This is a genomic window from Lysinibacillus sp. GJ-1, from assembly GCF_021166035.1.
GTDB lineage: Bacteria > Bacillota > Bacilli > Bacillales_A > Planococcaceae > Lysinibacillus > Lysinibacillus sphaericus.
In genome coordinates this window covers 1,746,561-1,772,766 of the sequence record NZ_CP088912.1, presented here as the reverse complement: position 1 = coordinate 1,772,766, position 26,206 = coordinate 1,746,561, and the positions used below count along the sequence as shown (strand labels likewise).

Sequence of the window (26,206 nt, the reverse complement as noted above, 5' to 3'; positions counted from 1 at the left end):
TAATTGAATATTCGCTCTCCCTAAACTTTACCGCTGTTGAAATGATTGTGCAATAACTTGGCAAACTTTCATGTAAAATAACATGAAAAAAAGCTCGTTAAATAGATAAATTAAACAAATTATAGAAATTTATGTAAAAAAAGAGCCCCTGTCAAAACAGTGAACTCTTTTTGAAATCGTATGAATTCTAACAAGCAAACATAATTATTGTGCAGAATATCCGCCATCAATTACTAGTTCGCCACCTGTAATATATGAAGCTTCATCAGATGCTAAGAATAAAATAGCATTGGCAACTTCTTCTGGTTGGCCAAGACGACCCATTGGAGTAGCACGAACTAACATATCCATTGCTTCTTTGAATTGACCGATGTTCGCAGTCATTGGTGTTTCAATTACACCTGGGAATACTGTGTTTACACGAATATTAGATTTTCCTAATTCAGCAGCCGCAGCACGTGCGATGGCGCGTAAAGAACCTTTTGATGCTGTATATGAATTTAAGCCAGAACCGATAATAGCTGTGTATGAAGATGTATTAACGATTGAGCCTTTACCTGCCTCTTTCATGTATTTAGAAACGTGTTTAATTCCTAAAAACGGACCGAATGAGTTGATTTTGTGCATAATCGCCCAATCTTGGTCTGTAATATCTTGTGGAGATTTTTGCGAAGAAATACCAGCATTGTTGATTAAAATATCAATTCGACCGTATTTTTCAATAACTGCTTTTGTAAATGCAGCCCAGTTTTCATCAGATGAAACATCTAATTTCATACCTTCCACATTTTCTAATTCAGAAATTTTAGCTAGATTTTCTTCGTTAATATCCGCAGCAATAACGATTGCGCCCTCTTTCGTGAATAATTCTGCCATTGAAGCACCCATACCTGATGCGCCACCTGTAATAATTGCAATTTTGTTGTCTAAACGACCCATAAATAAAAACTTCCTCTCTGTTCTATTTCGCCTAAGCGTCTTAAGCGCTGTAACGTATCTTTTTATACCAACAGTCACCAAGTACTTTAAAACTAATACCGATATTCAAATACTGTATAGCTTTAAATAGTTTACTATTAAACTTTATCATATATTTGAAGTGTTTTCAAAGATTATGACTAGAATTTAAACAATCTGTTTTATCTTTCTCCTGTTTTGCGATACGATATAGATAGAGGCTTGACCATTTGAACGGAGGAATACAAGTGAAAGATCAAAAAACACTTTATAAAGAAGCGATGCATGTTTTAAAAGAAACGAGTCGCACATTTTATATACCTATTACTTTTTTAAAAAATGATTTAAAAATGTCTGTTGCCGCTGCTTATTTAGCGATGCGTGCCATTGACGAAATTGAAGACCATGAAAAGCTATCGAATGATGTGAAGTTTGATTTACTTTCAGCAATAAGTGAATTATTAAAAAATGAATTCGATGCTGAAGCATATCAAACCTTATTAGCTCCATATGCCGATCAACTGCCGGAAGTTTCCCTTCGCCTAGCAGATTGGTTAACATTTTGTCCAGATGGATCTCGAAAAATTGTCCAAGCTTCTACAAGTGAAATGGCTTATGGCATGGGAAAATGGGCAAAAGCCAACTGGCAAGTGCATACACGTGAAGATTTGGATGACTATACATACTATGTGGCAGGTCTCGTTGGAACAATGCTGTCAGAGTTATGGGCGTGGGGTGCAGGCATTGAAACAGATCGTGATTTAGCGATTGGCTATGGTCGCGGACTTCAAGCCGTCAATATTTTACGTAACCAGCATGAAGATTTAGATGAGCGTGGTGTAAGCTTCGTGCCGGACGGTTGGACACGAGAAGATTTATTTGCCTATGCAGAGGAAAACTTAGCCAAAGCAGACCTTTATATAGAGGCTATTAATAAGCGTACCATTCTATTGTTCTGCCGACTCCCACTTGCGCTAGCGCACAAAACATTAAAAGCGATGCAAGAAGGTCGTGAAAAAATGACACGCGCAGAAGTGGAGCAAACAGTAGAAGAAGTGCAAGGAGAATAGAGGTGCCTGACACCCAAACAATTCACTTCAATTTATAAAAATGCATAGGCCTTTGTCTTAAGTAAGCTTAAGACAAGGGCTTTGCTTTTATATTTCGCTGATAAATCGACTAATCAGCTCATAGCTCAAGTATAGCGAAAGTACAGATAATAATGTAAATACAATCTTTTCTACTTTTCCACCTGTTCTTGTTGTTAGTGGAAAACGAACCGACATGTTGAACGGAAAGAAAAGCTTCACTCCCTTTCGTTCCCATATCCAATATAATGTGACTCGACATCCCTATTAAAAGTCCCGCCACAATCGACGGATATGGAATAATTGTCTGTAACAATAGCGCGACAAGAACCACAAACAATAAACTATGTGTAAAAGAGCGATGTCCAAATAGCTTGTTTACCATTTTTGAAATAAGAGGAAAGGTTTTACTTCCTCGATTTTACTTCCTCCGTGCATCTGGAAGTAATGCCAAGTACGCTCCTACTAATACAAATGGATTATCATTCGAAATTTGTGCAAAAGCAAGGCTAGCTGTGATGCCTCCAACAATATGTGTATTCCCTTGCATGATATCTACCTCACCTTTTATGTATTAAACGTGCTACTTTTCTACTGTACCATATTCCTCATTAAAATAGAACATACATTCCAAACATACGTTTTTATTTTACAACGTTCTATCTTTTTAAAAATTTATTACACGAACATCAAAATATCAGAAATAATTCAGTAACTTAGTGTATATCTAGTATGTCGAGAGAGAAAAATGATTACTGGAGGTTAATATGAAATCGTATAAAGGAATGCTATTTATTTTAATAACAATGTGTGGCAGCGGCTTACTATGGTATTTTGCCACTCCGATTGAAACGATACATGTGTTAAATAAGCTTAGTCACATCGTCGGCGGATTGGCGATTACTGGATTTTTTCTAGTATTTTTATTAGCAACACGAGTGAAAATTCTTGAAAAATGGTTTCACGGCTTAGAATATGTTTATATGTACCATAAATATTTGGCGATTTTGTCATTAGGGTTGGTCATTCTACACAGCCAATTACAGGATTTGGTCCCTCATGGAGACCCAGCTATTGAAACGCCGCTGAGTGAATTTGCAAAAGAACTTGGAGAGCTGGCGCAAAATGGCTTTATCGGACTTATAGTGATAGCATTATTTGCTAAATTTCTAAAATATGAGCATTGGCGCTATATCCACCGCCTATTGCTAATTCCTTATGCATTAGGTCTTTACCATGCATACTTCTCAAGTAGATATGATTTATTTCAACCGACACCTTTAGGGATATTTACGGCCATTACTGCTATTGTCGGGACTATGTCCGCTCTGTACATGCTGACAATGTATCAGGACATGCGCTTTAAACATACGGGTAAAGTTTCAGGCATTCGGAAATTAGGTGACAGTGCTGTTGAATTAGAATTAACTTTAGATCGCAAACTGAGTTATCAAAATGGCCAATAAATCTTTTTAAAAATTTTCCAAACGGGGCTAGAAAAAGCGCCACATCCCTTCTCTATTTCAGGTGGAGATGGGCAAAAAATATATGTAACGATTAAAGCACTTGGAGATTTTACTAAAAAGGTCAATGCACTGATACAATTAGATTCAAAAGTAGCCGTTGAAAACTATGGTCATCTAGACTTTGACAAAGGTTATCAGCAGCAAATTTGGATAGCAGGCGGTGTAGGTATTACACCTTTTTTATATTTACAATCTAATCCTACCGATCGAGACATTGAATTATTTTACACTTACCGTGGGCACAACGATGCGATTCACAAAGATCTTTTGCAAAAATATGCAGAAAACAATAAACATTTCAAAGTGAATTTTATTGATACGACTACTATGGACAGGCTGACATTTGATGATGTTTCAGTGCCCATACGAGTATCTTTATGTGTAATATGAAAAATGGTAAAACGTTTTACAAAACAGTTTAAACAATCTAGCACTAACGATATCGATATCAACTTTGAAGCTTTTAAATTTAAATAATAGCCTTATTTCCAAATAAAAGAGGCTTACATCCCATAGAAGAGATGTAAGCCTCTTTATTATTGATTCATTTTGATTACAAACAACTGCCTATTTTTACCGATTAGGATACTTACTATTGCTAGTAATAGACCCGAAATCATAAATACTATTCTTATGCCGAATACATCTGCTATTATGCCCATTACTAAAGAGGCAATGCCAAATCCCCCCGTTAAGATAGCGCTTAAAGCCGTATAAACAGCAGATAATTCCTTTCTTGAAACACTTGTTTGAATAACGGTATGTTGTGGGATGCTCTTTATTTGCCCAAAAAGCCCCACACAAAAAGTTAAAAATAATGCAATGTTTGGCATGCTGTTGACACTAAATAAAATAGTGGCACAACACGTAAATAATGATCCAATCACCATCACTTGCGCTATGTTCTTTTCAATGGATGCGCTATATTTCACACAATAAATGCTGCCCACTATTAATCCCACAAAATATATGCCATTGATAAAGCCCCACCACCGCTTGTCAACATGCAAAGCATCATGGACAAATACCAATATAATGGCTGCAATCCATACAGTACCCGCAATGGTTTCAAGAATATCAATCCATACGATTTGACGTAACAAAGGGGTATTCCACAATGTTTTCCAGCCCTTAACAACCTGATCTATTTTCCCTTGTTGTTCGAGTGATGGCTGGTCTACATTTTCTAATAAAGATAATACAAAACTCGCTATAGCAAACAAACACCCCACAACCCAAATAAGTTGCTGAGAGCTGAGAACAAGTAAAAATAGGCTCCCTACAAACCACATAATGGATTGAATAAATTGCGTGACTCCTTCATCTATGCCATTTGCTTTCAATAATTGTTCATCCTTCACATAATGAGGAACCAATGTCTGTCTTATTGGGTTGGCACAGCCATCAAGAAATGCAATCATACTGATGACAATAAACAACAGGTAAAAATTTGTTGTGGAGATGCTAACTAACAATAGCCCTAAAGCAAATAATAAACACGTTTTTCCGATTTGCGAACCTGCCATTAACCACTTTAAATTTACCTTCTCGAACAAAAGCGGCGTCAATATACTGGACACAAACATCGATGTTGCAATCGTAAATGGCACAAAGGATGCGGCAATAGCTGATCCCGTTAAAAGATAAATGATATGAATAACACTTACGATATATAAAACGTCACCTATATTGGCAAGTGACTGCCCTACAAGTAATAACCAAAAATTTCTACTCAATTTCATAAACTATCCCCCATTTTTTAAGAAAATAAATTCATTGAAATGGGCGATTTTAAATTGGACGATTCATGAAACTTGCCTCCCCCATTTTTAACGAAATACCATTCATTAAAATGAGCGATTTTTAAATTGGACGATTCATACAAACGGTCTCCTTCTGCTAGAAGATAAATCAGGGGGATTTAGATTTATCAAATTTTTATAGTGAATAACTTATTTTTCTATATTTTTATTTTCCATACAATAAATCTTGCTTACAATTATACCGATATTTATAAAAAATAGTTGTTTTTTTATTTACTTACAGAGCATGTTGAACTGGATGATATCATAAAGTGATTTAATGTTCCCTAAAGTAATTAGTCCATTTTTATAGGACTATTACGATATTTCTTGGGAAATGATGTGGATTTTATGTGCTCTAATAAACGTGTTGAAAGGGGAGAGTTTTAATGAATTATTATGATCCGTATTATAGTGATTATGATGCAGTCTTTGGTGGTTTCATGGTGGTTTTCTTTTTCGTATTATTGGGCATGTTAATTGTTGGGTACGTTGTGAATGCACTTATTTATTTTATGGCTTCGAAAACAAACGGTTTTAGCGATGTAGCTTATATAGCATGGATTCCAATTATCAATATTTATAGTTTATTTCTACTTACCGCCAATGGTGATGATGATGCGACAATCCGTGCAACAGCGAAAAAAACAACATTCATTTATGCAGCATTATTTATCATTTCGTTCGTCCCATTAGTTGGATTTATTGCTTCACTTGTTATGTTCGGCTATTGGGTTTACTACACATATCGTCTTCTATTCCGCTGGACTGGTGAGTCTGGAAAAGCCGTTCTCTACATTATTTTATCTATTATTACATGTGGCTTATTCTATGCTATCTACGGCTTAATGCGTATGAAGCGACCATTTATCGTATAGTTGTAGTGTAAAGAGCCTCTTTAAATCCCTTTTCGTCCAGCAAGACGGAAAGCGGATTTTTTTGTGCTTATATCTTGTCGTTTCTGTTCATATCCCCTCCTATTTCCAATATTTTTTCCAAAATGAAGCCAGCGTTCCAGATGAATATGCTATATTATAGTTAGAAAATTTAGAATTTCTAATTTTTAAACAAAGGGGATTTATTTATGTATGAAAATATTTTAAGACATCCAGGACCTACACCGATTCCTAAAAAAGTGCAACTTGCGATGAACCGAGATATCTTCAGCCATCGAAGCAATGAATTTGTTGAGCTATATCGTGAAACGACAGAGCTAGTGAAAGCTGTTTTCGGCACGAAGCAGGACATATTATTGCTTCCATCTGGTGGCACAGCAGCACTAGAGGCTGCTGCTGTCAATACCGTTAATGCGGGCGATGATGTTGTTGTCATTACCGTAGGAGCTTTTGGAGATTATTTCGTTTCAATTTGCGAAAAATATGGCTTTAACGTACATAAGCTAGCAAAACAATGGGGACAAGCATGCACAGCTGAAGAGTTGCGTACTTTTTTACAACCTCTACAGCATATTAAAGCTGTTTTTATTACGTACAACGAAACGTCAACAGGTATTTTAAATCCCATTGCAGCGTTAGCACAAGTCGTGCGTGAAGAAAGCGATGCGTTAGTTATCGTTGATGGCGTAAGCTGTATTGGTGGAGCTCCTGCTGAGATGGATGCATGGGGAATTGATATCCTCGTAACAGGCTCGCAAAAGGCGATGATGCTTCCACCTGGGCTTTCTCTCGTTAGCGTTAGTGACAGAGCTTGGAAAGTTATCGAAGAAAATACTATGCCATCTTATTACTTAAATTTATTGAGCTATCGTGACTGGGCTCACAAAGGGATGACACCAAATACCCCTACCATCACACTTATTTATGGATTACGTGAAGTATGTAAACTCATTGAAGAAGAAGGTGGCTTTGCTCACACTGTTGCACGCCATGAATTGATGAAAAATATGGTGCGCAGTGCAATGAAAGCTCTTGACATGGAATTATTGACAACGGATGAGTTCGCTTCACCAACGATTACTGCTATCATGGCGCCAAAAGGTATTGCATTAAATGCGTTTTTACATCACCTTAAACAACACTATCATTTAGATTTTGCTGGTGGTCTTGGGCCTTTACAAGGGGAAATTTTTAGATTTGGGCATATGGGCTACTGCTTCCCTAGCGATATTTTACAAGCCGTTTCTTTAATGGAAGCGGCATTGCAAGACTTTGCCTATGACTTTGAGCCAGGTGCAGGTGTCAGCGCAGCACATAAAGTGTTTTTAGCCGCACAGGTGAATACGATTACAAGCCCCTAATTAGCTGACCTATGAGCTTGGACAAAAGAGAAAAAATGTTAGATTGACTAAAGTCGTTCTAACATTTTTTCTTATCTAGACAATTTTCTTACAGACTATAAAGATAATAATAAAGTTGAGTAAAATCCTTTGCAATTAACGAATCTCGTTCTATAAAAAATTGTAATGTACCCGAGTCTGCTATCATAGCATATGTTTTTTTGGCATTACCTTCCATATCTAATTGAAATAGTAACTCAGCATTGCTATTTTTTTCATCAAAGCTATTTTTATCCATAAATGCATAGCCACCTATTTTCGTTCCACTACCATCTGTTTCATCAAAGTACTTTGAATAAGCAGGATTCTCTATTGGTAAGTCATAATGAACGGAGCGAGGATCCGTATACGGTACTAGCTCTTGAAGTAATGTTGCCTTCAATGCATAAGGACCCCCAAAAATAATCGGTTCACATAGCTCATACTCCATTTCTTCATCTGAAAATGGCTCGATATCATGAGAGGGATCAAAGTCCGAATAATACCGACAATAATAGCCATCCTTGTCAACACCATAATCTTCATCCGCCAACACAAAAAACTGTAGAAGCCCTTGCTGTGGATAATCTTTTAGCTTAGGTAGCTTTGCAAAATTAAGCTGTGCTATAAACATATACGGTATGCCACTACTATGTACTGGGAAGTCATCACCTAATTTACAATACGGTCTTCCACCTAATTTACTATCCGTATAAGTAACTGACTCCTCTACTGCTTGTAAAATAATCGCCTGCTTTAATGAATCCTTCAATAACGTTCAATCCTTTCCTATTAACTAAAAATAATTTCCTAATTAACATCCTGCAAAATAAAAAGACACATACCACTCTAACAGAGCATATCTGTCTTTTTATTGACTTTACTCATCATTTTATCATTAACTGTTTTTCATTATTTATTTTTGCTACATGTTCACCTTCGCCATGTACTCTTCTCGCATCTCTTGTGGTACCATACTTCCCCCTGTTGCCCAGACAAGATGTGTAGCTTGTTCCATTTTATCCTGTAAATGATGCTTTTCTATATAGCTTTGTCCGTTCTTTAGCAAATGAATGGGACCAAACATTCCCGCATGTGCAGAAGGCTCTAAAAATACCCCTTCACTTTCCATTGCTAAAGCAAGGGACATAAACAATTCTTCATCTTTTACAGTATAGCAACCGCTAATATACGATTCCATCACTTTTCCTACAAATTTAGAAGCACGCCCTACAGCAAGACCGTCTGCTTCTGTTTGATTGTCCAAGCCAATATCCTCTACACTGATTTCATCATGTAAGCCTGTCATAAGCCCAATCATCATACAAGGTGAGGCAGTTGGCTCCGCAAAGAAGATATGAACATGCTCCCCGAATATTTCACGTAAACCGTATGCAACCCCACCAGGTCCACCCCCTACCCCACATGGTAAATAAACGAACAATGGATGTGCTTTGTCCACTTGAATGTTTGTCTTTTCTAACTGGACTTTTAGGCGTTTTGCTGCTACTGCATAGCCAGCAAATAAATCTTTTGAATTTTCATCATCAATAAAATGACACATTGGATTTTGTGAAGCTTCCAGACGCCCCTGTTCTACAGCAACACTATAGTCTGCTTTATATTCAATAACCGTTGCACCTTTTTCTCTTAGCAACGCTTTCTTCCACTCTTTTGCGTCACTAGACATATGTACAACGACATTGAACCCTAATTTTTTAGCCATTATGCCGATACTGAGCCCTAAATTACCAGTTGAACCTACGGCAATCGTATACTGCTGAAAAAACGTCCGTAGTTCTTCAGTGGCGAACACCGCATAATCATCTTCTATTGTTAACATACCATTAGCAATTGCCAAACGCTCTGCATGCTTTAAAACTTCATAGATTCCACCACGAGCTTTGATGGAGCCAGAGATAGGCAACGTGTGATCACATTTTAAAACGAATTTACCTGGAATGGATAGTGCGAACATTCTCTCGAGTGCCTTCTTCATTTGTGCAATTTGTTGAATAGGCGATTCAATCAGCCCTTTACTGTGTAATAGTTCAGGATAAGCAATAATTAAATAGGAAGAAAAGCGTTGCAGCGTTTCTTCCGCATCTTTAACCTCTTCGTTAGAAAAGAGTGTTGTTTTTGCCTTTTTCGTCCATTTTGTATTCTCCCAAAATACAGTCTCCCGATTTTTTATCGTTTCTAATAGTGGATATTGGTGAAATAATTCGTGTTTTAGGTCATTTTCCATCTGCTGATTCCTCCATTTTTTGCGCTAAAATTGCTCGTTCACAAATTTGTCGAAATTTCATTTCGAACAGCATATTATTTTCTTTCGTTCTTTTTTTAGGTCCCTTGGTTCGTCCTCCAGCACGTCTAATTTTCTGCCCAACATGGCGCATATCGAGCAAACGTTCGATATTTTCATTAGACATTTCCCTGCCATTTTGATCGATTGGATAACCTCCACGTGCCAACACCATGGCCGCTAAACCGTAATCCTGTGTAATAACAATATCATGTTTTGAAAGCGCATTCACTAGCGTGAAATCAACCGAATCTGGACCCTTTGGTACAATAATTGTTATTACATTATCACGTTCAATACGGTGTGATGTATCGCAAAACAAGATAGTTTCAATCTCAAACTCAGATGATATAGATAGCGCTAAATCCACGACTGGACAGGCATCAGCATCAATTAATACCTTCACAATAAGGCATCATTCCCTTCTCATTATTAGATAAATCAAGTACCTTTATATTATTTTAATATAATATTTTCTCGACCCTGTTTGCTCATTTTTTCACAAACTTATCCAACTTGGAAAAAGTATTTTATTGAATAGTGTGAAAAATAGATATACGATACACCTATCAACCAATTTGGAGGTTTTCATTATGACAACAACAACTTTAAGCAATGAACAATTAGCACAAGAATACGTTGACGGCGTGTTCGAGCAACTAAAACAACAAAATAGCCATCAAGCGGAGTTTTTACAAGCAGCTGAAGAAATTTTCCTTTCATTAGTGCCTGTATTTGCACAACACCCTGAATATATTAAAGCAAATATTCTTTCTCGTATCGTTGAGCCAGATCGCATCATTTCATTCCGTGTCGCTTGGCAAGATGATAACAACCAAGTACAAGTGAACCGTGGTTACCGCGTTCAATACAGCAATGTAATGGGTCCTTACAAAGGTGGACTTCGTTTCCACCCTTCTGTAAACGAATCAATTATTAAGTTTTTAGGTTTTGAGCAAATCTTTAAAAACGCTTTAACTGGTCAACCAATCGGTGGTGGTAAAGGTGGATCTAACTTTAATCCAAAAGGTAAATCCGATTCAGAAATCATGCGCTTCTGCCAAGCATTCATGACTGAATTATACCGTCATATTGGGCCAGATGTCGATGTTCCTGCTGGTGATATCGGTGTAGGTGCTCGTGAAGTGGGTTATCTATGGGGTCAATACAAACGTTTAACAAAAGCAAATGAATCTGGCGTATTAACAGGTAAAACTCCTGGTTATGGTGGTTCATTAGCTCGTAAAGAAGCAACTGGTTACGGTACAGTATACTTTGTAGAAGAAATGTTAAAAGATGCAAATGATTCTTTTGAAGGTAAAACAGTTGTCGTTTCTGGATCTGGTAATGTATCGACTTATGCAATTGAAAAAGCTCAAGCTTATGGTGCTAAAGTAGTTGCGTGCTCTGACTCTTCAGGCTATATCTATGATCCAGAAGGTTTAGATCTTGATGCCGTTAAAGAAATTAAAGAAGTAAAAGGTGACCGTATATCAACTTACGTTAATTACCGTCCAAATGCTACATTTACAGAAGGTTGTACAGGAATTTGGTCAATTCCATGTGATATCGCGCTTCCATGTGCTACACAAAACGAAATCAATGGCGACGCTGCTCGTACATTAATCTCAAACGGTGTAAAAGCAGTTGGTGAAGGTGCTAACATGCCATCTGACCTTGAAGCAATTAACGAATTTTTAAATGCTGGCGTATTATTTGGTCCTGCTAAAGCAGCAAATGCTGGTGGTGTTGCTGTATCTGCACTAGAAATGGCACAAGATTCAAGCCGTGTATTCTGGTCATTTGAAGAAGTAGATGCGAAGTTACACCAAATTATGAAAAATATCTACGCAGATAGTAAAGCTGCTGCTGATAAATACGGTTACCCAGGCAACTTAGTTGTTGGAGCAAACATCGCTGGCTTTATTAAAGTTGCTGATGGTATGCTATCTGAAGGCGTATATTAATAAAATCCTTTTACAATTTATTCAATCGTTCTAGCATCTAGTAACTAGAATCTATTGATAAAATTTAGAATCTTCTTAATTTCACTTAAGATGATAACGAACATTCGTTATCATCTTATTTTTTTGTAGAATATATGTGAAAAAATAAGTATAACAAAGATTAAAACGAACATTATTTATACTATATATTTAAAACATTCGTGTTATAATTATTGTGTACTATGAAATATTGGAGGGTTTTTTGTGGAATTATTGTATACAGGTAAAACGAAAAATGTGTTCAAATTAGAAGATGGTCATTATTTATTAAAATTTAAAGATGATGTAACTGGTGAAAATGGCGTATTTGATCCGGGCGCAAATACTGTTGGTTTAACAATTGATGGTGCAGGTCTTGCAGGTCTTCGCCTAACTTCTTATTTCTACTCAAAACTAAACGAACAAGGTGTCCCTACTCACTACGTAGACGCAAACTTCGATGATGCTACAATGACTGTAAAGCCCGCAACTGTTTTTGGAAAAGGGTTAGAAGTCATTTGCCGATTCAAAGCTGTTGGTTCTTTCCTACGTCGCTATGGTGCTTACGTACAAGAAGGACAACCTTTAGACTCTTTCGTAGAAGTAACAATCAAAGATGATGATCGTCTAGATCCTCCAATTTCTGAAGATGCTTTAGCGATGTTAAACCTGTTAACACATGAAGAATATGCTATTTTAAAACAACGCACAATTGAAATTTCTAAATTTGTTGGTGCAGAGCTTGCGAAAAAAGGCTTAAAACTATACGATATTAAATTAGAATTCGGTCGTGACGCACAAACAAATGAAATATTATTAATTGATGAAATCTCTGGCGGCAATATGCGCGCTTACAAAGGTGAACAATATATTGAGCCATTAGAGCTTGAAAAAATTATGTTAGCTGACTAATCACGAATTCCCCTTCATGCAACCAACGCATTGAGGGGGTTTTTTAGTGTGTAGTAGTAATATTTTTTACATTCAATCCAAAATTTCCAATCTAACAATTTTTTTGAAACCTTTTACCACTTCACTCGTATATTGAATAGAAACATATATTATCATCTTTGGAGGTACTTTAATGGAAAACTATAATGAAACACCGCAACAAGAAAGGTCTAAAGTGAATCCGTTTCTGTCTACTTGGATGCATCCAAAGCAAACTGCTCGCTATATGATTGATGCCAAATCAATCGGTTATGCAATTCTTGTTATGTCCATTGCCTATATTGGAGCTATGCTTACTGGTCTTATAGATAGTAATTTTTTACTTGATGTATCCCCTTGGATTATCGTGCTATTCTGTGTGATTTTAGCACCGATTTCAGCAATTATTGGTACAGCGTTTTCTACCCTAATTTTTTGGTTAGTCGGTAAATTATTTAAAGGTAGTGCAACGTTTTCCGAAATGTTTAAAGGATTGAGTTTAGCGGGTGTACCATTTATTGCGCTTATTCCATTCTACTTAATATGGCTATTTACATCACCTGAGTCTTTAATGGATGCTAACTACATGGAATCAGCCCCTTGGATTTTTTGGCCGTCAATACTTATGACAGCTGTTACTAGCATTTGGTCTATGGTTATTACAGTTGGCGTTGTAGCAGAAGCACATCAATTTTCAAATTGGAAGGCATTCTTTACAGTTCTTATTCCTTCAATTGTTGGTGTAGTCATACTATTTATCCTTCTTATTATCATATTCATCGGCATAATCGGTATCAGTATGATTTAAAAAAATCTCCCCTCTCAAATTATTGAGAGCGGGAGATTTTTTGGACCATAACAATTTACATTATACCGAAAGGACGGTTTGTTGCTGGAATAACTCAGATACACCAGATGCAACGGCTGCTCCACTAACTGCACGTGAAACAATTTCAACAACACGCTCATCTAATGATTTAGGCACGATATATTCCTCAGTTAATTCTTCATCACTCACAAGAGAAGCAATCGCCTCTACTGCTGCTAACTTCATATCTTCGTTAATATCTGTTGCGCGTACATCTAATGCTCCGCGGAAAATTCCTGGGAAAGCTAGGACATTATTAATTTGATTTGGATAGTCAGAACGACCAGTCCCCATAATACGAACACCCCACGCTTTCGCATTTTCATACGTAATTTCTGGATTTGGATTCGCAAGTGCAAAGACAACTGGATTTTCATTCATCGATGCAATATGTGCCTCTGTTAGTAAATTCGCAACAGATACGCCAATAAAGACATCGGCACCTACGAGAGCATCATCCAACGTACCATGTAATTTTTCTGGATTTGTTAAATGCGCCACCGCATCTTTAATCGGGTTCATGCCTTCCGCACGGCCTACATAAATAATTCCTTTTGTATCACACATATAAATATTTTTATAACCCATTTGTACAAGGATACGTAAAATGGCAATACCAGCTGCACCAGCTCCGTTAATAACTACTTTCATCGTCGCTACGTCCTTCTTCACAATACGATTTGCGTTTATCATCCCAGCACCTACAACAATTGCCGTACCATGCTGATCATCATGAAACACCGGAATATCACATTCTTGACGTAGTCGATCTTCAATCTCAAAGCAACGTGGTGCAGAAATATCTTCCAAATTAACACCACCGAATGTTGGCGCAAGCGCCTTCACAATGCTGACGATTTCATCCGTACTTTTTGTATCTAAACATAGTGGAAAAGCGTCAACATTGGCAAAACGCTTTAATAAAATTGCTTTACCTTCCATTACAGGTAGTGCTGCTTTCGGCCCAATATCCCCTAGCCCTAACACCGCAGTACCATCAGATACAATAGCCACCATATTGCCCTTCATTGTATAGTCATAGACAAGCGATGGATTTTTTTCAATTTCAATACAAGGTGCCGCTACACCAGGCGAATACGCAAGGCTAAGATCATAAGAGTCTTGCACAGGTACTTTTGAAATCACCTCTAATTTCCCACTATATTGTGCATGCATATCTAACGCTTTTTTCATAATATCCATTCAATCCGCCCCTTTTTCTTCTGTTTTATTGTATGTCAGTATCATAATACTTTGTGAAATCATAGTCAATGAAAAAACTCTAAAAAGCAGTATTTTCTTTGATAAATCAATATTTCCTATCGTTTATAACGTTTTATTGTATTGTTATTTATTTCACAATCAATTATTCTGATATAATAAATAACCTTTTTCAGCTTTTAAAAAACGTAGTTATAACAGCAATCAACCTGTTCAGTTTTTCACATAGTATTTTACTGCAGTAAATGAGAAAAATTTCACAAACTCATGTAAGCGCATCCATTGTTACATCTAAATCCGCCACATTTTATTCACATTTTTTCACAAACTTTTTTAACAACAGAAAAAAGAGTCCTTACGGCAAGGACTCTCAGAACGAGGACAAACTCATATTAAAAAGGAAAATACTTGCCAAGCAGTGCAGTTTACCCGCGGATTGAGCTAAAATATCCGCGAAGTAGAGTGCTTTACCCGCGGATTGAGCTAAAATACCCGCGAAGTAGCACGCTTTACCCGCGATGTATTTTAAGACTCTTGCTTAAATTGCTTAGTAAAAGCGGTAATAATATGTTTGGATGACCATTGCTCCCCCGACACCTTGGTGATTGGGTACTCTCGGCGAAAAATGGCTTTCGTTATGGCATCGTCTGTGTAGCCTTGGGAATAGAGCTTTCGCACCTCTCCCTCCAAGTCCTCTAAATAAGCAATTTTTTCGCTTATTTTCGCCCGACCATCCGCAAGAAAACCTGCATGGCAACAATAGACCTGCTCAAAGTCAAAATGTAATAGTTTCTTTAACGATGCCAAAGTATGTACGATGTTTTCCTCATCGAGCACAACCTTTGTCTTCGTTTGAATATATAAATCTCCTGTAAACATGGCACCTGTTGCCCGATTGTAAAACGACAGATGATCTGTTGTATGTCCTGGTGTCGCAATAATGTCCCAAGTGGCAGATTTCGTTTCAAGTGTGTCTCCAAATGGCTGTGCAATAAATGCTGGTCGCTGTCCCCAGAGCGCCTGACGATAGAATGGATAGTTTCCGTCTTCCGCACAATTGGCAATGGACTCACGATGAACGTAAATCGGGATCTTTTGTTGTTGCTGAATCCAAGCAGCATTGCCCGAATGGTCTTCATGTGCATGAGTCAACGCAACCTGTTCAACCGACAGCTCGCGAAAAAAAGATTGAAACTCCTCTGCAAGCGAATTAGAACCTGTATCAATCAGGAGTCCATCCACATAAAAGCTATAGACACTCATTCCTATACCTTGAACAGCTACTTTACCATGTGCACATTGCACGTTACCGTGTTGTTCGATTTCAATACTTTTCTCTAATTTATACATATGTTTCCCCCTTCCCCTTTGTAAAAAAAGTGTAGCATAAAATGAATGATGAGTCATTTTTAGCGTAAATTTCCATTTGAAGCCCCATGAGCGATTTATTTTAATCTGGCCAAGTATTTCTGAAGAAAAAAACGCCCACCAAGGTGAACGTCTTCTCCTAATTATTCATTTGTTCCAGTTTCTACATCGTATGCTGTAATCCAATCACTATAGCTTCCTGTATAGAGCTGAATATTTTCATAACCTTCATCTGCAAGTACTGCGTAGAGCGGTGATGCTGTGACACCACTGCCACAATAAACCACTATCTGTTCATCTTGTGCAACCTTCGCACGAAGCGCATCATTAGCTTGCAGTGTTCCTTCAACTTTTAACTGCTCCCAATCAAAGTTTTTAGCAGTTGGGATATGACCCGCCACTTTATCAAGCGGTTCAACTTCACCACGGTAACGGGCAGCAGCTCGTGCATCTAATAGCGTTGCTGACTGTTCTCCATCAACAATTGCCTTAACTACTTCACGTGGCGCATACAGATGATCTTGCCAATTCAAATCAAGCGTTGTCGGCGCATATTTCACAATATCCTTTGTGAACGTCACTTTTTCTCCCAATGCCGTCGCTCCACCATTGACAATGACCACATTTGGGAAACCTGCATAGGTTAACATCCACCAAGCGCGCGGTGCAAACGGTGATGCTCCTTGGTCATAAACGACAATTTGATCTTCGTAGCGCAGACCTAATTCTTGAAAGACAGACGTAAGCTTTTCCTTACTCGGCATCGGATGTCGGCCGTTTTCGCTTTCCATATCCGATAAATCCTGCTCTAAATCAACATACACCGCTCCTGGTGCATGACCTGCCTCAAATGATTGCTTTCCAAATTGTTTGTTTTGTAAATCATAGCGAGCATCTACAAAACGGACACCGTCAACTTGAATTTCCTCAACTGTTTTGAACACTTTTCCCATGTGAATCACCTCATGCGTATTGTAGTTGTGCGTAAATTGATTTCCACGAAGCTAATCGACTTTCCTCTTGTAACACAAGTCGTTCAGTTGCAATTTGCTCTAGTGCTTGATGGTAAATATGCAAGCGTAATCTTTCCGCTTCTTCACCGATATAGGCTATGGCCCAAGTCATGAGTGCTACTTTTTGTCCATCTAAATAATTTTGAGCATCTGGCTTTGTTAATGCTTCTAACGCTTCACTTAGCTTGACTTTTTCATTTTTCTCAAAGAATGCTTTTTGATTACGGAAATGCGATTTCACACTTGCATATTTTGTACCATCTGCAAATGGACCTTCAAATGCTAATAAATCTGGCTCAGATGATTCAAAGGCTAAAAACGAGAAGCTACGGTTCATTTCTTTCAGCTCACGGACTTCATCTTTAAAACGAAGTTGCATTTTCTTACTAATAAATTGGGATAAGCGGAAGTTTGTAACACGCATTTCCTGTGTAAAATCAAATCGTAAGCTTTGCAAGACTTCTTTCAACGCATGCTCTAATGCTTGCTGTGCAGGCATAGCCGCAAAGGTTGAAGGGTTATATCCTTCTTTAAAGAATTCAGGGTAGCGATAAAAGACGCGTTGTAAAACATAATACAATAATTCATCTAATTCCTGTTTTGTTTCACTTTCCATCATGCTTGTATTTAACGCATTAAACTTCGATTTAATGTGCTGTTCAAGCGTAGTCAACTCAGCTAAACGCTCATCTTTACGTTTTAAGTTTTCCTCTGTTTGAGCAATTAAATCACCTAAACGTTGCTCTGTTTTGTCCACTTCTTCTGCAAGTGCCTGCACCGCTAATGCACTTAACTCATCATTTAAAAATGTATGGAAAGCATCCTCGAACGGCGGCATGCCCGATGCAAATGAAGCACCCTCTACTTTTTCTTTTAATGCCATTAAGCTAGATACCCCATATAAACGTGGGAAACGAATACCAAAGCGTTGTAATTCTGAACGAACATAACCTTTTACATCTTCTTGTTCTTCTTCTGTCGTTGCCAAATCAATCGCATTAACGATAAAGAACATTTTATCAAGTTCAAAGGCATCCTTTACACGACCTAATTGAATTAAAAACTCTCGATCCGCTTTAGCAAATGCGTGGTTATAGTACGTAATAAATAAAATGGCATCCGCATTACGAATATATTCAAAGGCAACCCCTGTGTGACGTGCATTGATGGAATCTGCCCCCGGTGTATCGACAAGCGTTACACCCATACGCGTTAACGGACTATCATAATAAAAGTCAATATTATCGACGAAGCATGATTTATTTTCTTGTGCTACAAATTTTTCAAACTCTTCACGCTCTACACGTAACACTTGTCCAAGTTCCGTTTTAAATGTTGGATAGCCTTCTTTATATGCACGAATAAATGATTTATGCACATTTAATCGTTCATCAGTAAGCTGTACCGCTAGTCCTTCATCTGCACGGTTAAATGCTTCATCTAAAGACGAAACCGTTAAACCAATCGCCGCATAAGAACCTTGGATATCCTCAAGCATTTGTGCTGCCGTTTTTAACTGAACATCTGCTGTTTCGTGAGGATGCTCTGGTGTCACCGGACGAATTTTATTAATAGCCGCTGTTGTAGGATTAGGTGATACTGGTAACACTTTTGCACCCATTAGGGCATTCGAGAAGGAAGATTTCCCTGCACTAAACGCACCGAATAATGCAATCGTAAAGTCCTTTTTCTGTAATCGCTCTACTTTGTTTTCTAAATAGCTTGCTACTTCTGCAAAACCTTGGACCTCTTTCACTGCATTGGCTGTATGAAGTGCCCGTTTTATAACACCTTCAATAGGTAGACTAGATGTACTCACTGCATGTTGCGTTTCCTCTTGCTGAATAATCTCTTCTTTTGGTTTGAGCATCGACTCGTCAAATAATCGGATATCTGCTAAATCCTGCTCAAACGCTTTTTCCCAAAGTGTGAGTTGATCATTCGCTTCTTTTCGAATTTCATTGCTTGCTTGATGCATAACACCTGCACTATATTGCTGATAACTTTCGATTTCTAGTACAGCTTGAATGGCATCTACTTTTGCCTGCATACCAGCCATTTTCAACTTAGATGGTGCTGCCGTTTCAGTTGCAACAGTTTGTAATGTTGTTGCTTGGGCATCCTTCCACACATCTGTTTCCTGTATAAAATAACGTTTCGTTGCTTCTGCAACACGGTTGGCAAAATTAAGAACAGCCTCTCCTGTTAATATAGCACCGACTTGTACTTGCTGTTCAATTAACGAAAATGGTAAATCAAATACATAAGCATCCACTGCTTGCGCACGTTCCTCACTTAACGCCCCGACATCTTTTAATGCCTTTTTCATTAACCCTTTTAAATGACCCGTAATTTGAGCGTGTACAACTGTTTGATAGGCACTGTATGCTTCTTCTTTACGACGATTACGCTCTTCCTCAGTTTTCTTTTTCGCTGAAAATAAACCGCCTACTTTAAACCCTTCCTGCTTACTTTCTAAATAAAGACGCAATTTATCTCGCACATCGGTAAGCATAATGGCTGCATTAGCAAGTAACTCTTTACGTTCTTCCTCAAATGTTTCATTCCAAGCTTCCACTGAGAATAATTCTACTTGACGATTTAACTTATTATATTGCTCTAAAATATCCTGATGATGTGCCCAATCATCGGCACTTAAAATATCTTCATCAATATCTAAACGATCTTGCTTTTCTTCCATTAAGAAGTTGTCATGCTCACTTTGCAATAAACGTAGCGTATTGGTCGCTGTCTGTACAAGCTGATCTTGCCAATCGTTCATGCTATCCATCACAATTTTTTTCACTGTTTCAAAATCATTATTTGGATGCTTTGGCTCTCGTAAAGATGTGAAAAAGACGCCTTTTGGCACAACGCCCCATGCTGAAAATGAATTGTGAACAGTCGCTTTAAAGTCTTCAAAGCTTAATTCATTTTCCTTATGCTTATCAATCATATTAACGATTAAATATACATTCGGATTATATTTCATTAATTGTTTTGTAAATTGAAAGTTCAATTCCGATTGAACATGATTATAGTCCATTGTATAGAATACAATATCTGCAATATGAAGCGCTGATTCTGTAGACATACGGTGTGCGTCATCTGTCGAGTCAACACCAGGTGTATCCATCACTGTTACGCCAAGAGGTAATGTAGAAGCGCTATGACCAATTTCAATTTGTGATACAAGATCTCCATTTTTGCTGAGTTCTTTAACGGTTTTAAAATCATATCCCGCTTCAAACTTAACAGGTTTTTCATTATGCATATAAACGACGGCGAAATCTTCTTCTGACTTATGCACCTTCACAATATTTGCACTTGTCGGTATCGGGCTTGACGCAAGTAAATTCTCACCAGATAAGGCATTAATCATACTTGATTTACCAGCAGAGAAATGGCCAGCAAAACCGATGACATATTCTTTCTGTTGTAATTTACGTGCAAATAGCGAGGTTTTATCCATACGCTCTGTATCACCATTATGCTGATAGATTATGTATTGTAATGAAGCTTGCTTTAAAAGCCCCTCTAGTTGTTGGTCAAATTCTTTCATAAAACTGTAACCCCTTTATCCTTTTAATTATTCACAATTAGTATTCTACCTTATTAGATATGCAAAGTATAACACTAATTTACTTTGAAAAGCATATATATCAAGGTTTCAGACGTAATATTCGTCAACATAGTCATGTTTATCCAAAATGAAGTAGCATGATCCTTGTAGAAAATCTACTATTTTTATCTGCAAAATGGATAGTTAACTAAGCAATTCTTCTTTTTTTCATATTTTAGATAAGAGTGAAGGTTAAAAAACGGTTACAAAATAACAATTTGAGGTTCAGCACTAAACAAATCTGATACAACTATAGGGGCATAAAGATCAAAATAAAAGGAGTGATTATATAAATGGTAAAGCAAAAACATTGTTTTCAGATTACACCGTTATGCGATTGTGAAAATCAATTTAGATGGTACTCGTATTATAGCTCGTGATGTCCCTATTCCCCAACCCCTTCCATCATTGTTCCTGAAGGGATGGTTATTCCTAGAGTAAATAGATATTTCTATATAGTAACATCCGATATTCAATTGACAAATGGGGTCACTTTAGCAGCGAATCTATTTTCTGATGACAACGGCGTAAATGTACCAGAATTTATTATCACCTATCCAAATGGCTATGTAAATCTCTATATTAACGCCGTTATGCAGGAAGGTGGCATTTATTCCGTAACACCAAATGCACTCATCTTAAATGCTGATAACGCAACTATTTATAGAGGAACACCCATTATTATTGAATCTCTCGGCTTTTTTAACGAAACTCACTAGCACTATTGAAAGGAGGTGAATGCACGTGGCACTTTCCATTATTAATATTAATGTCAATGTTTCAGGCACATCCACGAAATTTTTTAATATTTTAGCAACACCACTTGCCATTACAGATGGTACAACACTTGCTGCAACAACGTTTTTGACTGACAGTGGTACTGCAGCAACTGCTTTCCCAGTCGTAATTAATGGCTACTATAATTTATATATCAATGGTGTGCTTCAAGAAGGCGATGCCTATACAGTTTCCGCAACAGAAATAACATTTAACACTGTGACAGCGACTATCTCGGCAGGCACTCCAATTATTATTGAAGCTGTAGAATTAGTGACAACTATTTAATAGCATTAGAAGAAGTATTTTGCTATTAAATCGAGTCATTCAATGTATTTTTTAATTGGATGGACGCTCTTTTATTGAGCATCCATCCATTTTGTTATCCTATTTGTTTTCTTAACGCAAAAATCTTCTTTGCAAAAGTCAATGCATGTGTCATCTCCATGTATACATAATGTTTGGGCAGAAAGTTGTATTTTCTTTTGTTGGACAGACATCACTTCATTGGCAGTTAAAATACCTTTGACATGCACAAGCATTTCTTCTTCTGTTTGAATTAATGCATTCGGCTCTTCTCTACTTACCAATGTCCCATCGTCATTGTAATGACGATCCGAAAAAACTTCCTCATAGACGCGTAAGCCCTTTTCCTTCGCAATATGCACGATTTTGCTACCTGCTAAACAATATAAAACATACGCTGGGTTTAAATCATATACCGCATTGACAACGGCTGTTGCTTTTTCTATATCATTGGCACTTTGATTATACAGTGCGCCATGTGGCTTCACATGATGAAGAATGCCTTTTTCTACCGAGACAAATGCTTGCAAAGCACCAACTTGATAGACCATCATATTATAAATTTCTTCCGCACTAACATCCATATTTCGACGCCCAAATCCTTGAAGATCAGGATAGCCTGGATGTGCTCCAATACGAATATTTTTACGAATAGCATTTTGTACAGTCCTATGCATGATTGTATGATTCCCTGCATGATACCCACAGGCTATATTAATTGACGTTACATAGTCTAAAATTTCGTCATCTTTGTCGAGTGTCAAAACATCCATACCTTCGCCCATATCACAATTAATATCAATTGGCATACGATTCCTCCGTTAGTACAAATCTTATTGTGTTAAACATACGCATTTGGGCAACTTTATGTAAATCATCTTCATGGATGGTAGCAATGATTGGATAGCCGCCGACTGTTTGGGCATCGGCCATTAAAACAATAGGCTGACCGCTTTGTGGCACTTGAATTGTCCCAAATTGGGTCGCTTCTGAAAGTATATCTTTCCTCGTTTTCAAATCGAGGACGTTCCCTTTTAAATAATAGCCCATACGATTCCCGCCAAAAAATTGATAGGAGCTAGCTAAAAATTGTTGGCTACTTTCTTCTGTAAATAATTGAAAATGAGGCCTTTTAAAAACCCTTACTGTAATAGCCGTATGAAAATAAGGGCGGTAAGGTGCATACAGCCCTCTTGTCCATGATAATGGCGTTGCATGTTGCCCATACAACACACTGCCCACACATGGAGTACTATCTACCATTGGTAAGCTGGCTTTACTACCAAGTACAAGGTCTGTTTGAAATCCACCTTTAGGTGTGAGATAAACAATGGAGCCGTTCTTTACGCTTTTGATAGATAAAATATCTCCCTTAAATAATTGAAAGGTTTTCCACATTTCAATGGGACGTCCATTTAATAAACACAGACAAGTTGCACCAGTCAATACATAAGTTCCATCATTTAACGCTTGAAATTCAAAACCACCTATAAACATTTCAAACGACGTTTGGTCCACTGTCGCATTATCTACAATAGTATGTGCAACTTGAAATGATACTTTGTCCATTGGCCTTGATCGAGGGACCCCAAATGCTCGGTAGCCCTCCCTCCCTTGATCTTGTAAGCTACCATAAACACCTTGTTTTTTAACAATAAGAAGTGGCTTCAATTGCTACACTCCTTTACTTTTATTTCTAAAAACGCCTGTTTGGTTATTTCGTAAAATTGCACTTGACCTCCAAGAGTAAAGAGAAAAGGGGCTTTCCTATGAATATCAAATAATGTAAAAGGTGTCTTACCGATAATATTCCATCCCCCTGGTGAATCGAGAGGATATATCCCTGTTTGTAACCCGCCAATACCGACCGATCCTGCGGACACAAGCGGGCGTGGTTTTGTTAAACGTGGGACAAATAATTGGCTATGTAAGTCCCCTAAATAAGGAAATCCAGGTAAAAAGCCGATTAAATAGACACTATATACTTTATCCATATGCAATTTTTTTATGGCCTCAAATGGCAAAGCTGTAACATCCATCACACGGTGCATATCCAAAGCATATTCCTCATCATAACAAATTGGTATTTGTAATGGTTGGCTTGTTACTTCACCAACCTGGGCGTTCCTTTGCATTGTAAGCCATTGTTCTTGTAAGAAGGCTATATCTACTTGGTGTTTCACATATGCTGTAACCGTATGATAACTAGCAACACTTTCAATAAGATTGGTATGTAGCATTTTTTTCAAAAAGCGGTTAAACTGTTGGACTAGCTGAAAATTTTCTTGCGAAATGGCTTCATCGAAGGCAAAACGGATAGTGTATTGACTAATCCACATTGTATGAGGGAACTCAATGATTTGTTTCACGAATGGTTTCCTCGATACAAAGCTTAATGCACGTCATTAAATCTTGCATATTCCAACCTGGTATTTTGCCGTGCTGAATCGCTAATTCAAAAGATGCCGGAATATGAATAAAGCCAGCACGAATCCCTGTATGTTGCTTAGCATAAACTAGCCCTTCATACATAATATTATTGCATAGATAGGTACCTGCCGTATTTGAAATTTCTGCAGGATAACCTTCTTTACATAATCGATCAACCATTTTCCGAATAGGTAAATTGGTTATATAGGCATCCTGCCCCCCATCATCAATGCTTTCATCAACAGGCACATAGCCATTGTTATCAGGCTCTCCATCTTTCACATTAATCGCTATGCGCTCTGGTGTGATCTTAAATCGTCCACCAGCTAACCCTAAGGACATAATAATTTCAGGCTGTATTTCCCCAATATATCGCTTTAACTGCTGCGCGGATTGCTGAAAATCAACGGATAGCGTCCGTCCAACAATTTCATAGCCGTCCATTATACTCCCGTTTAAACTTTCTACAATTTGCATCGTAGGATTGATTGTGTAGTCTAAAAATGGGACAAAGCCCGTTAATAGTATTTTTTTCATATTCTTCACCTAATTTCTATCGGACATTGCTTTATCACAAGCCCTTTTCATTTTTTTAATGAATACTGCAAAGTCGGTTCTCCAATTCCCCGAACTCTATAACCTGCAACCTGCTTCAATTTTATCAAACATTAAAAATAAATGCCCTTGATCGCTATTAAATTATGCTATTATTCTAAATTTTTTGTCCTATACTATTAAACTTTAGATGGTTCTTATCCAAGTTGAAATCCGAACTATAAAATTCGATAAATAAAAGAGTATGACACAAGTCATACTCTTGAATTAAATATTAATGTACTGTAAAAACGATTGAAAATCAGTACCACAAACTATAGTACTATTAATTTAAATGTGCAGTCGCCTGCTTCATCACGTATTTCCCTACTCCAATATAAATAGCTACTGTTGCTCCAATGAAAACGAATGTCATTGCTGACCGCTCCTTTTCTTCTTATTATGTACACTATAGCACAAATTCGTTGATTTTGAAAATCATTCTCATTAATATAATATAAATTTCATCCGATTTCGTCAAGACATACTTTCATCTTACCCTTTCAGCATGGTAAGATGTAGAAAAGTCGGAAAAAGGATGCGGTAATGATGAGTAATTCGAAGTACTTTCAAACTATTTTAAACGGGACAATCCATGCATTAAAAACAATCCTACCTATGGACATCCAAGTGAAAGCGCCAAGTATTATTTCTGAGCCCTTTCAACAACAGCAAATGGGTGTATTAATTGGCTTAATTGGAGATGTAAAGGGACGTGTAATTATAGATTCCTCCCCTGAAGTATTTAGCGGTATCGGCAGTACAATGTTTGGTATGCCATTAGAAGGAGAAATGCTAGAATCCTTCACTGGTGAATTTGGCAATATGATTGCAGGTAATTTATGTACAGCAGTAGGACAGGAAAATTTAGAAATTGATATTACACCACCTACTGTTATGGTCGGTAACACAAAACTTTATGGTTTTGAAAAAGCATTTGTTCTACCTGTTACGATTCCCAACATTGGTGCACTTACGGTATTACTGACGATTGAAGAAGAAGTCATAACAAGTTAACTGTGGCTCTTTCAAACGATACATTCTATGTAACTACAGCTAGTATTTATGAATACGCTTTGTTATACGCATAAAAAGGAGTTGGCTCATATTAGAGCCAACTCCTTTTGCATTTCAATATT

At 37.4% G+C, this 26,206-nt stretch carries 25 protein-coding genes; 10 read left to right on the top strand and 15 right to left on the bottom strand.

Going from position 1 to position 26,206, the window contains the following annotated elements; translation table 11 throughout:
- Positions 1 to 204 precede the first annotated feature (204 nt).
- Positions 205 to 939: an SDR family NAD(P)-dependent oxidoreductase gene (locus LO754_RS08280; protein WP_024363420.1), complete on the bottom strand. Its 735-nt coding sequence runs from the start codon at positions 937 to 939 to the stop codon at positions 205 to 207.
- Between the two features lie 266 nt (positions 940 to 1,205).
- Between LO754_RS08280 and LO754_RS08275 the strand changes: the two genes are divergently transcribed.
- Positions 1,206 to 2,027 (top strand): squalene/phytoene synthase family protein, encoded by an 822-nt coding sequence (locus tag LO754_RS08275; RefSeq protein WP_231785989.1) that lies wholly within the window; start codon positions 1,206 to 1,208, stop codon positions 2,025 to 2,027.
- A gap of 118 nt (positions 2,028 to 2,145) precedes the next feature.
- Here LO754_RS08275 and LO754_RS23710 read toward each other — a convergent pair whose 3' ends face one another.
- Both LO754_RS23710 and LO754_RS23705 read right to left on the bottom strand, forming a co-directional pair.
- Entirely contained in the window at positions 2,146 to 2,430 is a 285-nt protein-coding gene (locus tag LO754_RS23710; RefSeq protein WP_435892056.1) for a metal-dependent hydrolase, read from the bottom strand.
- A 36-nt stretch (positions 2,431 to 2,466) separates the two neighbouring features.
- Entirely contained in the window at positions 2,467 to 2,595 is a 129-nt protein-coding gene (locus LO754_RS23705; protein ID WP_435892055.1) for a hypothetical protein, read from the bottom strand.
- Between the two features lie 217 nt (positions 2,596 to 2,812).
- On the opposite strand from LO754_RS23705, the gene LO754_RS08265 reads away from it, so the two are divergent.
- A complete protein-coding gene (locus LO754_RS08265; protein ID WP_231785988.1) occupies positions 2,813 to 3,511 on the top strand; it encodes a ferric reductase-like transmembrane domain-containing protein in 699 nt (232 codons plus the stop codon).
- Between the two features lie 596 nt (positions 3,512 to 4,107).
- Here LO754_RS08265 and LO754_RS08260 read toward each other — a convergent pair.
- Positions 4,108 to 5,313, bottom strand: coding sequence for an MFS transporter (locus LO754_RS08260; RefSeq protein WP_231785987.1), 1,206 nt, complete (start codon positions 5,311 to 5,313; stop codon positions 4,108 to 4,110).
- A 449-nt stretch (positions 5,314 to 5,762) separates the two neighbouring features.
- Between LO754_RS08260 and LO754_RS08255 the strand changes: the two genes are divergently transcribed.
- Positions 5,763 to 6,251, top strand: a complete 489-nt coding sequence (locus tag LO754_RS08255; protein ID WP_024363415.1) for a hypothetical protein — start codon at positions 5,763 to 5,765, stop codon at positions 6,249 to 6,251.
- Between the two features lie 206 nt (positions 6,252 to 6,457).
- On the top strand, positions 6,458 to 7,630 hold the full coding sequence (locus LO754_RS08250) for a pyridoxal-phosphate-dependent aminotransferase family protein (RefSeq protein WP_231785986.1): 1,173 nt from the start codon (positions 6,458 to 6,460) through the stop codon (positions 7,628 to 7,630).
- An 88-nt stretch (positions 7,631 to 7,718) separates the two neighbouring features.
- Here LO754_RS08250 and LO754_RS08245 read toward each other — a convergent pair whose 3' ends face one another.
- The 3 genes from LO754_RS08245 to LO754_RS08235 all read right to left on the bottom strand — a co-directional run bounded on the left by LO754_RS08245 (position 7,719) and on the right by LO754_RS08235 (position 10,359).
- Positions 7,719 to 8,420 (bottom strand): YwqG family protein, encoded by a 702-nt coding sequence (locus LO754_RS08245; RefSeq protein WP_025219183.1) that lies wholly within the window; start codon positions 8,418 to 8,420, stop codon positions 7,719 to 7,721.
- Between the two features lie 153 nt (positions 8,421 to 8,573).
- Complete coding sequence (gene dsdA / locus LO754_RS08240; protein WP_231785985.1) at positions 8,574 to 9,896, bottom strand: D-serine ammonia-lyase; 1,323 nt, start codon at positions 9,894 to 9,896, stop codon at positions 8,574 to 8,576.
- A complete protein-coding gene (locus LO754_RS08235) occupies positions 9,886 to 10,359 on the bottom strand; it encodes a YaiI/YqxD family protein (protein ID WP_024363411.1) in 474 nt (157 codons plus the stop codon). The genes dsdA and LO754_RS08235 overlap by 11 nt, the downstream gene beginning before the upstream one ends.
- Positions 10,360 to 10,546: 187 nt before the next feature.
- Here LO754_RS08235 and gdhA point away from each other — a divergent pair, with 187 nt between their 5' ends.
- The 3 genes from gdhA to LO754_RS08220 all read left to right on the top strand — a co-directional run bounded on the left by gdhA (position 10,547) and on the right by LO754_RS08220 (position 13,676).
- Positions 10,547 to 11,920: an NADP-specific glutamate dehydrogenase gene (gdhA, locus tag LO754_RS08230; protein ID WP_229389329.1), complete on the top strand. Its 1,374-nt coding sequence runs from the start codon at positions 10,547 to 10,549 to the stop codon at positions 11,918 to 11,920.
- A gap of 243 nt (positions 11,921 to 12,163) precedes the next feature.
- On the top strand, positions 12,164 to 12,850 hold the full coding sequence (locus LO754_RS08225; RefSeq protein ID WP_024363409.1) for a phosphoribosylaminoimidazolesuccinocarboxamide synthase: 687 nt from the start codon (positions 12,164 to 12,166) through the stop codon (positions 12,848 to 12,850).
- 172 nt (positions 12,851 to 13,022) lie between these two features.
- Positions 13,023 to 13,676, top strand: coding sequence for a YIP1 family protein (locus tag LO754_RS08220; protein WP_024363408.1), 654 nt, complete (start codon positions 13,023 to 13,025; stop codon positions 13,674 to 13,676).
- 60 nt (positions 13,677 to 13,736) lie between these two features.
- Here LO754_RS08220 and LO754_RS08215 read toward each other — a convergent pair whose 3' ends face one another.
- From LO754_RS08215 to LO754_RS08200, 4 genes are all read right to left on the bottom strand, one after another.
- Positions 13,737 to 14,939, bottom strand: coding sequence for a malic enzyme-like NAD(P)-binding protein (locus LO754_RS08215; protein ID WP_231785984.1), 1,203 nt, complete (start codon positions 14,937 to 14,939; stop codon positions 13,737 to 13,739).
- A gap of 543 nt (positions 14,940 to 15,482) precedes the next feature.
- On the bottom strand, positions 15,483 to 16,307 hold the full coding sequence (locus LO754_RS08210; protein ID WP_231785983.1) for an MBL fold metallo-hydrolase: 825 nt from the start codon (positions 16,305 to 16,307) through the stop codon (positions 15,483 to 15,485).
- A 161-nt stretch (positions 16,308 to 16,468) separates the two neighbouring features.
- The gene (locus LO754_RS08205) at positions 16,469 to 17,278 is read right to left on the bottom strand and encodes a sulfurtransferase (RefSeq protein ID WP_231785982.1); all 810 of its coding nucleotides are present in this window, start codon (positions 17,276 to 17,278) and stop codon (positions 16,469 to 16,471) included.
- Positions 17,279 to 17,288: 10 nt separating this feature from the next.
- A complete protein-coding gene (locus LO754_RS08200) occupies positions 17,289 to 20,900 on the bottom strand; it encodes a dynamin family protein (protein ID WP_231785981.1) in 3,612 nt (1,203 codons plus the stop codon).
- 482 nt (positions 20,901 to 21,382) lie between these two features.
- Between LO754_RS08200 and LO754_RS08195 the strand changes: the two genes are divergently transcribed.
- Both LO754_RS08195 and LO754_RS08190 read left to right on the top strand, forming a co-directional pair.
- On the top strand, positions 21,383 to 21,679 hold the full coding sequence (locus tag LO754_RS08195; protein WP_231785980.1) for a DUF4183 domain-containing protein: 297 nt from the start codon (positions 21,383 to 21,385) through the stop codon (positions 21,677 to 21,679).
- Between the two features lie 25 nt (positions 21,680 to 21,704).
- Complete coding sequence (locus LO754_RS08190) at positions 21,705 to 22,025, top strand: DUF4183 domain-containing protein (RefSeq protein ID WP_024363402.1); 321 nt, start codon at positions 21,705 to 21,707, stop codon at positions 22,023 to 22,025.
- A gap of 71 nt (positions 22,026 to 22,096) precedes the next feature.
- Here the strand turns inward: LO754_RS08190 and LO754_RS08185 are convergent, their stop codons facing one another.
- Genes LO754_RS08185 through LO754_RS08170 form a run of 4 tightly spaced genes read right to left on the bottom strand, consistent with a single transcriptional unit; the run spans position 22,097 to position 25,010 of the window.
- The gene (locus LO754_RS08185; RefSeq protein ID WP_231785979.1) at positions 22,097 to 22,852 is read right to left on the bottom strand and encodes a 5-oxoprolinase subunit PxpA; all 756 of its coding nucleotides are present in this window, start codon (positions 22,850 to 22,852) and stop codon (positions 22,097 to 22,099) included.
- Positions 22,842 to 23,714: a 5-oxoprolinase subunit C family protein gene (locus LO754_RS08180; RefSeq protein ID WP_231785978.1), complete on the bottom strand. Its 873-nt coding sequence runs from the start codon at positions 23,712 to 23,714 to the stop codon at positions 22,842 to 22,844. The genes LO754_RS08185 and LO754_RS08180 overlap by 11 nt, the downstream gene beginning before the upstream one ends.
- On the bottom strand, positions 23,711 to 24,412 hold the full coding sequence (gene pxpB / locus LO754_RS08175; protein WP_108030486.1) for a 5-oxoprolinase subunit PxpB: 702 nt from the start codon (positions 24,410 to 24,412) through the stop codon (positions 23,711 to 23,713). Before pxpB ends, LO754_RS08180 begins: the two co-directional genes overlap by 4 nt.
- Complete coding sequence (locus LO754_RS08170; RefSeq protein ID WP_231785977.1) at positions 24,396 to 25,010, bottom strand: pyroglutamyl-peptidase I; 615 nt, start codon at positions 25,008 to 25,010, stop codon at positions 24,396 to 24,398. The genes pxpB and LO754_RS08170 overlap by 17 nt, the downstream gene beginning before the upstream one ends.
- A 606-nt stretch (positions 25,011 to 25,616) precedes the next feature.
- Here LO754_RS08170 and LO754_RS08165 point away from each other — a divergent pair.
- Positions 25,617 to 26,084, top strand: coding sequence for a chemotaxis protein CheX (locus LO754_RS08165; RefSeq protein ID WP_024363397.1), 468 nt, complete (start codon positions 25,617 to 25,619; stop codon positions 26,082 to 26,084).
- The last annotated feature ends 122 nt before the right edge of the window (positions 26,085 to 26,206 follow it).

Excerpts from the sequence above, each read along its gene's own strand:
- LO754_RS08280 (WP_024363420.1), bottom strand. The coding sequence starts at position 939 with ATGGGTCGTTTAGACAACAAAATTGCAATTATTACAGGTGGCGCATCA.
- LO754_RS23710 (WP_435892056.1), bottom strand. The coding sequence starts at position 2,430 with ATGGTAAACAAGCTATTTGGACATCGCTCTTTTACACATAGTTTATTG.
- LO754_RS23705 (WP_435892055.1), bottom strand. The coding sequence starts at position 2,595 with ATGCAAGGGAATACACATATTGTTGGAGGCATCACAGCTAGCCTTGCT.
- LO754_RS08265 (WP_231785988.1), top strand. The coding sequence starts at position 2,813 with ATGAAATCGTATAAAGGAATGCTATTTATTTTAATAACAATGTGTGGC.
- LO754_RS08260 (WP_231785987.1), bottom strand. The coding sequence starts at position 5,313 with ATGAAATTGAGTAGAAATTTTTGGTTATTACTTGTAGGGCAGTCACTT.
- LO754_RS08255 (WP_024363415.1), top strand. The coding sequence starts at position 5,763 with ATGAATTATTATGATCCGTATTATAGTGATTATGATGCAGTCTTTGGT.
- LO754_RS08250 (WP_231785986.1), top strand. The coding sequence starts at position 6,458 with ATGTATGAAAATATTTTAAGACATCCAGGACCTACACCGATTCCTAAA.
- dsdA (WP_231785985.1), bottom strand. The coding sequence starts at position 9,896 with ATGGAAAATGACCTAAAACACGAATTATTTCACCAATATCCACTATTA.
- gdhA (WP_229389329.1), top strand. The coding sequence starts at position 10,547 with ATGACAACAACAACTTTAAGCAATGAACAATTAGCACAAGAATACGTT.
- LO754_RS08220 (WP_024363408.1), top strand. The coding sequence starts at position 13,023 with ATGGAAAACTATAATGAAACACCGCAACAAGAAAGGTCTAAAGTGAAT.
- LO754_RS08215 (WP_231785984.1), bottom strand. The coding sequence starts at position 14,939 with ATGGATATTATGAAAAAAGCGTTAGATATGCATGCACAATATAGTGGG.
- LO754_RS08210 (WP_231785983.1), bottom strand. The coding sequence starts at position 16,307 with ATGTATAAATTAGAGAAAAGTATTGAAATCGAACAACACGGTAACGTG.
- LO754_RS08205 (WP_231785982.1), bottom strand. The coding sequence starts at position 17,278 with ATGGGAAAAGTGTTCAAAACAGTTGAGGAAATTCAAGTTGACGGTGTC.
- LO754_RS08200 (WP_231785981.1), bottom strand. The coding sequence starts at position 20,900 with ATGAAAGAATTTGACCAACAACTAGAGGGGCTTTTAAAGCAAGCTTCA.
- LO754_RS08195 (WP_231785980.1), top strand. The coding sequence starts at position 21,383 with ATGGTTATTCCTAGAGTAAATAGATATTTCTATATAGTAACATCCGAT.
- LO754_RS08185 (WP_231785979.1), bottom strand. The coding sequence starts at position 22,852 with ATGCCAATTGATATTAATTGTGATATGGGCGAAGGTATGGATGTTTTG.
- LO754_RS08170 (WP_231785977.1), bottom strand. The coding sequence starts at position 25,010 with ATGAAAAAAATACTATTAACGGGCTTTGTCCCATTTTTAGACTACACA.
- LO754_RS08165 (WP_024363397.1), top strand. The coding sequence starts at position 25,617 with ATGAGTAATTCGAAGTACTTTCAAACTATTTTAAACGGGACAATCCAT.